Annotated in this window: 11 protein-coding genes; 4 read left to right on the top strand and 7 right to left on the bottom strand. The window is 61.1% G+C overall.

Annotation, left to right across the window (positions count from 1 at the left end):
- The first annotated feature begins 117 nt into the window (after window positions 1–117).
- Complete coding sequence (locus tag EOL43_RS10285; protein ID WP_133488214.1) at window positions 118–471, top strand: MmcQ/YjbR family DNA-binding protein; 354 nt, start codon at window positions 118–120, stop codon at window positions 469–471.
- Here EOL43_RS10285 and EOL43_RS10280 read toward each other — a convergent pair.
- The 7 genes from EOL43_RS10280 to purC all read right to left on the bottom strand — a co-directional run bounded on the left by EOL43_RS10280 (window position 462) and on the right by purC (window position 7,263).
- Window positions 462–1,460: a TDT family transporter gene (locus tag EOL43_RS10280; protein ID WP_133488212.1), complete on the bottom strand. Its 999-nt coding sequence runs from the start codon at window positions 1,458–1,460 to the stop codon at window positions 462–464. The genes EOL43_RS10285 and EOL43_RS10280 overlap by 10 nt on opposite strands.
- Before the next feature lie 95 nt (window positions 1,461–1,555).
- Complete coding sequence (locus EOL43_RS10275) at window positions 1,556–2,335, bottom strand: HpcH/HpaI aldolase family protein (RefSeq protein WP_133488210.1); 780 nt, start codon at window positions 2,333–2,335, stop codon at window positions 1,556–1,558.
- A gap of 74 nt (window positions 2,336–2,409) precedes the next feature.
- The gene (locus EOL43_RS10270; RefSeq protein ID WP_133488208.1) at window positions 2,410–3,744 is read right to left on the bottom strand and encodes a sigma-54-dependent transcriptional regulator; all 1,335 of its coding nucleotides are present in this window, start codon (window positions 3,742–3,744) and stop codon (window positions 2,410–2,412) included.
- Between the two features lie 29 nt (window positions 3,745–3,773).
- The gene (locus EOL43_RS10265) at window positions 3,774–5,552 is read right to left on the bottom strand and encodes a sensor histidine kinase (protein ID WP_133488206.1); all 1,779 of its coding nucleotides are present in this window, start codon (window positions 5,550–5,552) and stop codon (window positions 3,774–3,776) included.
- A gap of 35 nt (window positions 5,553–5,587) precedes the next feature.
- The gene (purQ, locus tag EOL43_RS10260) at window positions 5,588–6,256 is read right to left on the bottom strand and encodes a phosphoribosylformylglycinamidine synthase subunit PurQ (RefSeq protein ID WP_133488204.1); all 669 of its coding nucleotides are present in this window, start codon (window positions 6,254–6,256) and stop codon (window positions 5,588–5,590) included.
- Window positions 6,256–6,486 (bottom strand): phosphoribosylformylglycinamidine synthase subunit PurS, encoded by a 231-nt coding sequence (gene purS, locus EOL43_RS10255; RefSeq protein ID WP_133488201.1) that lies wholly within the window; start codon window positions 6,484–6,486, stop codon window positions 6,256–6,258. Before purS ends, purQ begins: the two co-directional genes overlap by 1 nt.
- 12 nt (window positions 6,487–6,498) lie before the next feature.
- A complete protein-coding gene (gene purC, locus EOL43_RS10250) occupies window positions 6,499–7,263 on the bottom strand; it encodes a phosphoribosylaminoimidazolesuccinocarboxamide synthase (RefSeq protein WP_133488199.1) in 765 nt (254 codons plus the stop codon).
- A 282-nt stretch (window positions 7,264–7,545) separates the two neighbouring features.
- On the opposite strand from purC, the gene EOL43_RS10245 reads away from it, so the two are divergent.
- The 3 genes from EOL43_RS10245 to bmt all read left to right on the top strand — a co-directional run bounded on the left by EOL43_RS10245 (window position 7,546) and on the right by bmt (window position 11,183).
- Entirely contained in the window at window positions 7,546–7,857 is a 312-nt protein-coding gene (locus EOL43_RS10245; protein ID WP_133488197.1) for a DUF1476 domain-containing protein, read from the top strand.
- Window positions 7,858–8,046: 189 nt separating this feature from the next.
- On the top strand, window positions 8,047–10,011 hold the full coding sequence (locus EOL43_RS10240) for a phosphatidylglycerol lysyltransferase domain-containing protein (RefSeq protein WP_133488195.1): 1,965 nt from the start codon (window positions 8,047–8,049) through the stop codon (window positions 10,009–10,011).
- Between the two features lie 155 nt (window positions 10,012–10,166).
- On the top strand, window positions 10,167–11,183 hold the full coding sequence (gene bmt / locus EOL43_RS10235) for a betaine--homocysteine S-methyltransferase (RefSeq protein ID WP_133488193.1): 1,017 nt from the start codon (window positions 10,167–10,169) through the stop codon (window positions 11,181–11,183).
- Window positions 11,184–11,279 lie beyond the last annotated feature (96 nt).

Here is an 11,279-nt window from a genome sequence, read left to right as displayed (position 1 = left end):
ACGGCCCGCCTGAGTATCTCAGTGGGTAATGCAGCAGATAATGATGATGCTTTTCCGTTTCATGGGCGCGACGCTAGCACTCTTCCCCGGGCCTGCCAAGCAGGTTATCGTGCCCCCATGACACGTGAGAATGTAAATAAGATCTGCGGCGCGCTGCCCGGCGCGGTCTGGTCCGAGCCGTTTGGGCCGGGGCATGATGTGTGGAAAGTGGGCCACAAAATCTTCGCGGCCATGGGGGCGAAGACGCCAGGTGTGTCTGTGAAAACACCGGATATCGAGACCGCATCCATGCTGATCGAGGCGGGCATCGGCGTCAAAGCGCCTTACTTTCACCGCTCATGGGTGAACCTGCCCTTCGTCACGGACCCAGAGGAATTGACCCACCGGATCCGCCGATCTTACGCGCTGGTGCGGGGCAGCCTGAGCAAGAAGGCTCAAGCCGCCCTACCTGCATTCGACGATCAGGCCTGAGCGGCGTTGGTTTTCACCGCCAGCACCCCTTTGGACCACATCATCAGGACCTTATAGGCAATGGGCGGGATGATCAGGCTGGCCGCCACAAGGCTGAGGCCCGCGATGATCCGCAAAACGTCCGATCCCGTGTGCACAGCGGCGATTTGCATCACGGTCGAGAACGCGGCCAGCGGGAAGGTGAACGCGCCCCAAAGCGGGCTGAACCCGGATACGGTTAGCCAGCGCGCGCGCAGGACCAGAAGGCTTAGCAGCGCCACGGCCAGAACGCTTAGACCATAGGCGACTTGGACCTCGCCGATCAGGAAGGCGATGGTTCCCAACACGCTTGCCGGGGCCAGATGGATGGCCAGAAGCGGGCGCAAGGGCGGCGGGACATCAGCCCGGATGAACTGCGCAAGGCTCGCGCCCCAGATGGCCAGCGCGATGGCGAGGCTGACCCAGAAAACCGCCGTGGAATAGGTGTGGAAACCAAGGGGCAACGCCGCCAGCGGGCTTAGGATGAAGCCAACGAAGATCAGGTGCCAGACCGGCGTGACCGAGCGCGCCTCGACCGGGCCGGTGATCAGGCTGTGCGCCACGCGCAGCACCACGATGACATGGGCCGCCAACGCGAGGCCAAAGATGACAGTCGCCAATGTGGTCGAGAACGGCACGACGGTCGCCGCCATCAGATAGCCTGACAGCGCCATCGCAATGATGCCCGCGCGGCCCGGAAGGATCTTCAAATCCTCTTTGAACGTGGCGGACCTTTGCATCAACTTCCCGACGTAAGCCACCAGACAGAAGAGATAAAGCAGCGTCACGGCCCCAAGGATCATGTCTCCGAATGCGCTCGGCACACCAAACCCATCCACCGCACGGCGCCACGCCAGACCCAGCCCGAACAGGCCCATGATCGGCGGAAAGATCGCGGGCGGCGTGCGCTGGAACAGGCGCGTCTTTTCAGGAATGGGGGGCGGAGGCGGGAAATAGGGCTTTTTGCTCATGCGGGATCCTTTCGGCTTGCCCTGATGTAACGCGCGCTTGGCCATTGCGAAAGCCCAGCCGAGGCGCGCTATTGTCGCATCCGTTCACGCCTATATCAGCCCGTAACGGCCTTTCGCGCGTCCGAGAGCGTCTGATGCACCGCTGCCCGCAAAAGCGAGGCCTCGGACCCGACGCCAAGGAAGGTCACGCCAAGATCGCGGTAATAGGCGAAGTTGGTGCTGTCGTAATGCAGAATGCCCGCCGCCTTTCCGGCGGCGCGGATCTTGGCAACGCCCTCGGCAATGGCGGCTTTCACATCCGGGTGGCCCGGGTTGCCACGATGCCCCATATCGGCGGACAGATCCGCTGGGCCGATGAACACGCAATCAACGCCCTCGACGGCGGCGATCTCGTCAAGGTTCTCCATCGCCACGCGGGTTTCAGCCTGCACGATCAGGCAGATCTCGTCATTGATATTGCTGCCATAATCCGCAACGCGCCCCCAGCCCGAGGCACGTGCCACCATCGCGCCCATCCCGCGCCGCCCTTCGGGGGCATAGCGGGTCGCTGCCACCATCTGGCGGGCGTGATCGGCCGTGTCGACCATCGGCACCAGAACGCTTTGCGCCCCAAGATCAAGGACTTGCTTGATCACCCAGTCCTCGCCAATCGGCACACGCACGATGGGGTGGCTGTCATAGCCCGTCATGGCGCGCAGCTGATTCTGGATTGTCACCGGGTCATAAGGCGCGTGTTCGCCGTCGATCAGGCACCAGTCAAAACCCGCTGCCGCCGCGATCTCGGTCGCCGAGACATCGCCAAGGTTCAACCACAGGCCGACCTGCATGTCGCCTGCGGCCAAATTTTTCCTTAGCGTATTGGGTGATGCCGGCATTGCGCCCTCCATTGCTTAACATCGCAACAATAAGGCTAGAGCATCCCTGCCCGCGCATCAACCCTTTCAGGCGATCAGTTCAGGTAATCCGACCGCTGCAACCCGTATTTCGCCATCTTTTCGTTCAAGGTTCGGCGCGGCAGGCACAGCTCTTCCATCACCCCCACGATAGACCCCTTGTGGCGGCGCATCGTGTTGTCGATCAGCATCCGCTCAAACGCTTCTACGTATTCTTTCAAGGGCTTACCCTCGGTCGTCATGACGGGCTGAACCTCTTCATGGTCCGACATCAGAAGCGACGAAATCGTGCCCGAGCCGCGACGTGACTGAAGCACAGCGCGCTCGGCGATGTTTTCCAGCTGGCGAATGTTCCCCGGCCACGGCGCTTGTAGAAGCTGGGCAGCCTCTTGCGCGCTGACGCCGGGGGCGGCGCAGCCATATTCATCGGCGAACTGGTCCGCGAAGACCGTGAACAACATCAAAATGTCTTCGCCCCGCTGACGCAGCGGCGGAAGGGTGATCTTCATGGCCGCAAGGCGATAAAACAGGTCGGGACGCAGGCAATCCTCGCAGGTTTTGCCCTGTTCTTGCAGATTGCAGATCGCCACCACGCGCGTCTCTGCAGGGCTGCCTTGATCGTTCATCCACGCCAGAAGCCGTGCCTGAAGACCCATCGGCATGCCTTCAATGTCTTCCAGCACCAGCGTCCCGCCACGCGCCTCTTCGACCAAAGGCAGCACCCCGCCCTCGTCAATCGGGCCGAAGAATCGACGGGTCAGTTCATCCTCGTCCACACCGGCGCAGGAGGTGACAACGAAGCGCTTCCCTGCCTTCGCCCCCACAGCGTGCAGCGCATGGGCCACAAGGGTTTTACCGGTGCCGGTCTCACCTTCGATCAGCACGTGACCGTCGGACTGACCGATATCCAGAATATCTTCGCGCAAGCGCGACATGACCGGCGAGGCACCGATCAGCTTTTTCATGATGGTCGAACCATCCCCCAATTCGCGCCGCAGCGCGCGGGCGTCCATCGCCATACGCCGTTTGTGCGTCGCGCTTTTCACCAGCTTGGTCAGTTGATCCGGGTTGAAGGGTTTTTCAAGGAAATCATAGGCACCGACGCGCATCGCCTCGACCGCCATGGGCACGTCGCCGTGGCCGGTGATCATGATAACGGGAAGGCTGCTGTCCTGGCTCATCAGCTTCTTCAGAAAGCCCATCCCATCCAGACCCGGCATACGGATATCGGACACCACAATGCCCGGATAGTCCTGCCCGATGCTTTTCAAGGCCTCTTCGGCCGAGGGGAAGGTGTCGGTTTCAAACCCTGACAGGGACAGCCACTGAGAAATGGACTGTCGCATATCCTGTTCGTCATCGACGATTGCGACTTTAATTGCCTGTGCCATGGCGCCCTCCTGCGTGCGCTTCTTATCTGCTATTCCGCAGCTTCAATATCGGCGTCTTCCTCTTTCAAGATAGGAAGTTCGACCTCAAATACAGCCCCTCCGTCCTGACCATTGCGCGCAATCAACCGCCCGCCGAGGTCAGATACGATGCCTGACGAGATCGCCAGACCCAGCCCAACCCCGTCGCCCGGGGCCTTCGTGGTGTAGAAGGGTTCAAAAAGACTGTCCAAATCGTCCACGCCGTTTCCGTTGTCCCGCACCGTGATCAAGGCGTAGTCGCCAAGGCTGACAATGATGTCCACCTGCGGCAGCTCGACCGACTTGGTCGCGTCCAGTGCGTTGCGCAGCAAATTGATCAGGACTTGTTCCAAGCGCAAGCGATCGCCCATGACCATCACCGGATCGCGCGGAATATTGCGCGTGATGCGAACTTCGCGGCGTTTCAGCTGCGGTTCCATCATCGACAGGGCCGACGACACGCAGTCGCGCACGTCCATCGGTTCAAAGGAATCGCCGCCTTTGCGGGCATAGGATTTCAGCTGGCGGGTGATGGCGCCCATGCGACCGATCAGATCGTCGATCCGCTGGAAGCTCGACAGCGCCTCGTCAGGTCGTTTGCGCTGCAACAGCAGACGCGCCCCGGCCAGATAGGTCTTCATCGCGGCGAGCGGCTGGTTCAGCTCGTGACTCACCGCCGCCGACATCTCGCCCAACGCCGCCAGTTTCGAGCTTTGCGCCAGAGTTTGCTCGGCCACTTGCAGGTTTTCCTCGGCCCGTTTGCGTTCCGCAATCTCGCGCTGAAGGGCAAGGTTCAGCTGGCGCAGCTCGGCCGATTCTTGTGCGAATTCGGCGCTGCGCCATTGGGCGCGGCGACTGATCACGTAGAAAAGCAGCGACAGAAGCATGGCGAAGGTCATGATTTCCAAAGACAAAACCGTATTCACCTTCTCGCGCACAGACGCGTATGAGGTGAACGAGGTCATCCGCCAGCCTTGAAACGGTACGCGCGTTTCATGGCGCATCACCGCCTCGCCCAGATAGAGCACTTCGGCAGGCAGGCCGGACCAGTCAATCGCCTGACGGGCCGAGCGGCGGATCGCTTCGGGCGCGGACAAGGTTGCCAGCGCCTCGCCTTCAGGCTTGCCGCGCCAGCGCGATTCCGTTGCCAAAATCACGTTGCCTTCGCTGTCGGTCACCAAAACCGCGTCCGAGATCCCCGCCCAGCTGTCTTCAAACTTGCGTAGGTCGACGCCAACGACAATTACGCCCAGCAAATTGCCTGCCTGTTCGATCTTGCGCGAATAGGTGAAGGCGTATTGCCCCGCTTCGGTCTGGACCGTCGTAAATACGGTGTCATTGCTGCGCAGGGCGCTGACGAAATAGGGATCGGTGCGATGCTGGGACCCCAGCGTTTCGCGGTTGCTCGCCGCCACGGCGCGCCCGTCCCGGTCCAGCAGCAGAAGCGACGCGGCCTCGATCTCGTCCAGATACGAGATCAGGCGAGCAGTACTTTGCGAATAGTCCGACGTGTTCAGTGCAGAGATCAGCGCGGGATCGCGCGACAGCAGCAGCGGAACGACGGAATTTCGCTGTAACTCGCTGATCAGGTTACCAGAATACAGCGCGACCCGCAGTTCGGCCCGGTTGCGAGTCGTTTCCGTATAGCGTTCGGTCAGCAGTTGGTTCGAGATATAGACCACCGCCACGGCCAACGAGATCAGGGCGATCAGCACCAGCCGTGCGCGAATGCTGACCCCAGGGCGCGGTGGCCGCGGGTCAGGCAAGGTGTGTGTGGTCTCATCCCCCATAGGGGAAAGATAGGGCGCATCACGCCCCATCACAATCAGGCAGCCACCACGGTGTCTACGAGCGAGCGGAACATTGCCACTCCATCCGTGCCGCCATGCAGCGCGTCCACGCAGCGTTCCGGGTGCGGCATCATGCCAAGAACGCGACGGTTCTTGGAAATCACGCCTGCGATGTCACCGGTCGAGCCGTTGGGATTGTCGGTATAGGTAAAGGCAATCCGGCCCTCGTCGCGCAGTTGCGCCAGCTTTTCATCCGTGACGTTGTAGTTGCCGTCGTGGTGCGCCACCGGAACGGTGATTTCCTGACCTTGCGCGTAGCCCGATAGGAAGTCACATTCGGTGGTTTCCACTTTCAAACCAACGGGTTTGCAGATGAACTTGAGGTTCGCGTTGCGCATCAGGGCACCGGGCAGGATGCCGGTTTCGGTCAGCACTTGAAAGCCGTTGCAGATGCCGATGGCATAGCCGCCACGTTCCGTGTGCTTGATCAGCGAACGGGTGATCGGCGACTGGGCCGCGATCGCCCCGCAGCGCAGGTAATCCCCGAACGAGAACCCGCCGGGAACGCCGACGATGTCCAGATCGGTGGGCAGCTCGGTTTCCTTGTGCCAGATCATTTGGACCTGTGCACCCGCGCGCTCGAACGCGACCGCCAGATCGCGGTCACAGTTCGAACCCGGAAAGACAATGACACCGGCCTTCATCACAGCACCTGAATGGCGTAGTTTTCGATCACGGTGTTGGCCAGAAGCTTCTCGCACATATCCTTGATCTGCTCTTCCGACGTGCCTTCAGCCACGTCCAGCTCGATCACTTTGCCCTGACGGACTTTTTCGACGCCTTCGAAACCCAGGTTGCCAAGCGCGTGGCGCACGGCCTCGCCCTGAGGGTCCAGAACGCCGGTTTTCAGCATCACATCAACACGTACTTTCATCGGTACACTTCCTTAGTTGATCAGGGTCGGTTTGGTAGGGGCGTGGGTCACGTTCGAGGGCAGAACCCCCAGACGACGCGCGACCTCGGTATAAGCATCGTTCAGGTTGCCAAGGTCGTGACGGAACACGTCTTTGTCCAGCTTTTGGCCGGATTCGATGTCCCACAGGCGGCAGCTGTCGGGGCTGATTTCGTCGGCCACGATCAGACGCGGGAAATCGCCTTCGTAGACGCGGCCGAACTCGATCTTGAAATCGATCAGCTTGATGCCGACGCCGAACATGGTGCCGGACATGAAGTCGTTCACACGCAAGGCCATGGCAACGATATCATCCATATCCTGCTGCGAGGCCCAACCGAAAGCGATGATGTATTCTTCCGGCACCAGCGGATCGCCAAGTGCGTCGTCTTTGTACGAGAACTCGACAATCGGGCGCGGCAGGCGGGTGCCTTCCTCAAGACCCAGACGTTTCGCCATCGATCCGGCAGCGTAGTTGCGCACGATTACTTCCAGCGGCACGATCTCGGCCGCGCGGACCAGTTGCTCGCGCATGTTCAGGCGCTTGATGAAGTGGTTCGGAACGCCGATCTGCGTCAGGCCGGTCATAAAGAACTCGGACAGGCGGTTGTTCAGCACGCCTTTGCCGTCGATCACGTCCTTCTTTTCCGCGTTGAACGCGGTTGCGTCATCCTTGAAATACTGAACGATGGTTCCGGGCTCGGGGCCTTCATACAGAACCTTTGCCTTGCCTTCATAAAGCTTCTTGCGCCGTGCCATGGGTCCCTCGCATCAGGTGAGACGGGTCTGCGCGTCCCGGGCCCCCTGCCCGGTCGCGACTCCGTCGTTGCCCGCCCTATACGGTAAAGGCCCATGTGGGGCAAGAATATCACCCCCAAGAAACACCATGGAAACCATAAATACAGGAAATCACCCCTGTGAGAGCGCTAGCGGGGTTGCGATGCGCGCCCGTGATTGGCATATCAGACAGGAATGCGGACGCAGGCGCCTGACGCTTGCGCACGGTAAGACCAAGACCCCTCCAGGTGATAAGGGAACACAATGACCACATTTGACGATCGCGAAAACGCGTTTGAAAACAAGTTTGCGCATGACGAAGAAATGAAGTTCAAGGCTGAAGCCCGCGCGAATAAGAAACTTGGCCTGTGGGCAGCGGAAAAGCTGGGCAAGACCGGTGACGACGCCGAAGCCTATGCTCGCGAAGTGATCGTGTCGGACTTTGAAGAAGCTGGCCACGAAGACGTGGTGCGCAAAGTGACCGGCGACCTGAGCAGCGTCACCGCTGACGAGGTTCGCGCCAAACGCGCCGAACTGCTGATCGAAGCCAAAGAAGAGATCATGAACGAGGTCTAAACCTCTACTTCATGTCGAAATTTTGAAAGGCGCGTCCGCAAGACGCGCCTTTTTCTCAAGAGGCTCTTGCTCCGCTACCCAGAGTGGACGGATCGCAAAAGTGCTTAAAACTGGAGACATTAAGACTTCCTTCGTCGCAAATCTCCATGCTGCATCAAGGCATGTGGGATCAGATGGGGGCCTTGATTTATGAAACACGCCAAGGACACATCAGGTAGAACGGCCAATCGTGGGCTGTCAACTGCTCTATCCCGCAGCGCAGAGAACGGTCTGGACCTGCGCCGAGCCGTGCTGCGCCAGCTGTTGCCTGTTGGCCTGACCATCGGCCTTGTCGTTCTGTTGTGGCAGCGGGCGGGCGGATTGGATCTGCCCTATATTTATGCCTCGCTGAAAACGGTATCTCCCCTGCAATGGCTGGGTGCTGCACTATTTTCCGTGATCTCGTTCTGGGCTTTGGGCAAATATGATGGCGTCGTCCATCGTCTGATCGGCACTGATGTTTCATCCAAAGCGGCCGAACGGGCGGGGATCACCGCAATCGCCCTGTCGCAAACCGTCGGGCTGGGCGTGATCTCGTCGGCTTTCGTGCGCTGGCGCATGCTGCCGGACCTGTCCTTGATGCAATCAATGCGGATATCGGCCATCGTGGCCGCGTCGTTCCTGTCCGCTTGGGCCGTTGTTGCGTCTCTCATTGCCCTGACAGTCCCGATGACTTTGCCCTGGGCGGGCTGGATCGCCTGGGTTGTTCTGGCGGGCGCAGCGGTATTCGCAGCTTTGTCCGTACTGCGCCCTTCGATCATGGCAGCGCTGCACATCCCGCCCTTACGCGCTATGGGAGCCTTTCTGGCACTGGCTCTGATTGACACCGCGGCCGCAGGCGCCGCCCTCTGGATGGTCTTGCCCGAGGGGTGCGAGGTCGCCCTTCTGCCCTTGATCGCGGCCTATCTTCTGGCTTTGGGCGCAGGCCTGATCAGCAGCGCCCCCGGCGGCATGGGCGCGTTCGAAGTGACTTTGCTGGCCCTTCTGCCCGCGCTTGATGCCGAACCCCTTCTGGCCGCCATTCTGGCCTTCCGTGCCGTATATTATGCCCTGCCCGCGCTGATCGCCGCGGTCGTGACGATCCGGGGTCCCTTGACCAAATCGCAGGCCGAGGCAGACACCGCTGGCCCCGCCCTCGTTTCCCTGAAATCGGCTCCCAACCTGCCCGCGCATGTGGAACAGGTTATCGCCGAAGCCCCACGCGCTGAGGCCGGGCTGCTGCGCCAAGGCCGGCTGTCCTTGCTGACATCGGCGCACGGGGCACCTGCCGCGATGGCGGCAGCCTCGGGACAAAGCCTGCTTGTGTTGTCCGATCCCCTGTCAACGGCGACCGAACGACAAGCCCTGCTCGCCGATATCAGCAGTTTGGCAAAAAACAGCTTCCTGACACCGTTTCTCTACAAAGCCGGGGGCCGCTGGGCTGCCGCTGCGCGCCAAGCCGGATGGCAGGTCTTGCCGATCGCCCGCGAAGGCTGGATCAACCCGACGACGTTTTCGCTGAACGGATCGACCAAACGCCAATTGCGCCGAAAACTCCGACAAGCCGAGGCTGCAGGGCTCTCGTTAAACGAAGCCGGCGCGGACCTCCCGCTTGGCGAGATGCAGCAGATCGCTGACGATTGGCGCAAGGCGCGCGGCGGCGAGCGTGGCTTCTCGATGGGCAAATGGCATCCCGACCACCTGCCCCACGCGCGTGTCTATCTCGCGTGGCAGAACAATGCCCTTGTTGGCTTCCTGACCCTTCACGAGAACGCTGCCGAACAGGTACTGGACTTGATGCGCATGCGCCCCAATGCCCCTGACGGCACGATGCACGCGCTCTTGAATTACGCCATCGCACAGGCGGCATCCGAAGGCTGCACACGGCTGTCTTTGGCCGCCGTTCCGTTGGAGGAACAATCAGGCGAACCCTGGGCGTTTCACCATGCCCGACTAAAACTGGACAAGATCAGCGGTGCTGCAGGTCTGCGCCAGTTCAAGACGTCATTCGCGCCCAGTTGGGAAACACTTTATGCGGCAGCGCCGTCACGTCTGGCGCTGGCCTTCGGCGCCCTTGATGTCTCACGCGAAATCTGCCGAAAGTTTGAGATCGGACGCCTCAAGCGACGGCCATAGTCCAACTTACGCCTATGGTCGGCAGCCCGAACCTGCACCCACGCAACATGATGCGCATGTGAACGCCATTCAAATGCAACATGAGCGTATTGCATTTGCGCCGGGCGGCGTTACGTGGCAGGTAGCGCCAAGACCAGCGGTGAACGGAGACACCCATGACAGATGCCCTGACGAAACTGATGAACGAACGCGATTGGCTGATGGCGGATGGCGCCACCGGGACGACCCTGTTCAATATGGGCCTGACCTCGGGCGATGCGCCGGAACTGTGGAACGTCGACAAGCCGGACAACATCCGCGCGCTCTATCGTGGCCCGGTCGAGGCCGGGTCGGATATCTTCCTGACCAACACCTTCGGCGGCAATGCCTCGCGTCTGAAACTGCACGACGCACAGGACCGCGTGCGCGAGCTGAACCGCGTAGGCGCTGAGCTTGGCCGCGAAGTGGCTGATGCCTCGGGCCGGACCGTCATCGTGGCAGGCTCGGTCGGTCCAACCGGCGAAATCATGGAGCCGATGGGCTCGCTGACCTTCGACGGCGCGGTAGAGATGTTCCACGAGCAAGCCGAAGGCCTGAAAGAAGGCGGTGCAGATGTGCTCTGGGTCGAAACCATCTCGGCGCCTGAAGAATACAAAGCCGCTGCGCGTGCTGCCGAACTGGCCGGCATGCCGTGGTGTGGTACGATGAGCTTTGACACTGCCGGACGCACCATGATGGGCGTGACCTCGGCCGATCTGGCGAAGATGGTGGAAACCCTGCCGAACCCGCCGATCGCCTTCGGCGCCAACTGTGGCGTGGGCGCGGCTGACCTTCTGCGCACGGTGCTGGGCTTCGCCGCCCAAGGATCAGAGCGCCCGATTATTGCGAAAGGCAACGCAGGCATTCCTCAATATGTGGACGGCCATATCCACTATGATGGCACGCCCGAGCTGATGGCGGATTACGCCGTTCTGGCCCGCGACTGTGGCGCCAAAATTATCGGTGGTTGCTGTGGTACGACGCCCGAGCACCTGCGCGCCATGCGCGAAGCGCTCGAAACCCGCCCCGCAAGCGGCACGCGCCCCACATTGGACCAGATCTCGGACGCGATTGGCGGGTTCTCGTCTGCGTCGGACGGCACCGGTGACGATTCAAACCAGCCCGCGCGCCGGACCCGCCGCCGTCGCAGCTGATCGACACCAATTCCAAACAGACCGGGCGCGCGCGCAGCGCGCGCCCCCTGCCCGCCGCAGGCGCGGGTCCTTCTACGGACCCAAAGCGTTTCGGAA

The sequence above is a fragment of the Aliiroseovarius marinus genome (assembly GCF_004360145.1).
Taxonomy (GTDB): Bacteria; Pseudomonadota; Alphaproteobacteria; order Rhodobacterales; family Rhodobacteraceae; genus Aliiroseovarius; species Aliiroseovarius marinus.
This window is presented reverse-complemented; position numbering and strand designations above follow the sequence as displayed.

Excerpts from the sequence above, each read along its gene's own strand:
- bmt (WP_133488193.1), top strand. The coding sequence starts at position 10,167 with ATGACAGATGCCCTGACGAAACTGATGAACGAACGCGATTGGCTGATG.
- purS (WP_133488201.1), bottom strand. The coding sequence starts at position 6,486 with ATGAAAGTACGTGTTGATGTGATGCTGAAAACCGGCGTTCTGGACCCT.
- EOL43_RS10275 (WP_133488210.1), bottom strand. The coding sequence starts at position 2,335 with ATGCCGGCATCACCCAATACGCTAAGGAAAAATTTGGCCGCAGGCGAC.
- EOL43_RS10240 (WP_133488195.1), top strand. The coding sequence starts at position 8,047 with ATGAAACACGCCAAGGACACATCAGGTAGAACGGCCAATCGTGGGCTG.
- EOL43_RS10285 (WP_133488214.1), top strand. The coding sequence starts at position 118 with ATGACACGTGAGAATGTAAATAAGATCTGCGGCGCGCTGCCCGGCGCG.
- EOL43_RS10270 (WP_133488208.1), bottom strand. The coding sequence starts at position 3,744 with ATGGCACAGGCAATTAAAGTCGCAATCGTCGATGACGAACAGGATATG.
- purC (WP_133488199.1), bottom strand. The coding sequence starts at position 7,263 with ATGGCACGGCGCAAGAAGCTTTATGAAGGCAAGGCAAAGGTTCTGTAT.
- purQ (WP_133488204.1), bottom strand. The coding sequence starts at position 6,256 with ATGAAGGCCGGTGTCATTGTCTTTCCGGGTTCGAACTGTGACCGCGAT.
- EOL43_RS10245 (WP_133488197.1), top strand. The coding sequence starts at position 7,546 with ATGACCACATTTGACGATCGCGAAAACGCGTTTGAAAACAAGTTTGCG.
- EOL43_RS10265 (WP_133488206.1), bottom strand. The coding sequence starts at position 5,552 with ATGGGGGATGAGACCACACACACCTTGCCTGACCCGCGGCCACCGCGC.
- EOL43_RS10280 (WP_133488212.1), bottom strand. The coding sequence starts at position 1,460 with ATGAGCAAAAAGCCCTATTTCCCGCCTCCGCCCCCCATTCCTGAAAAG.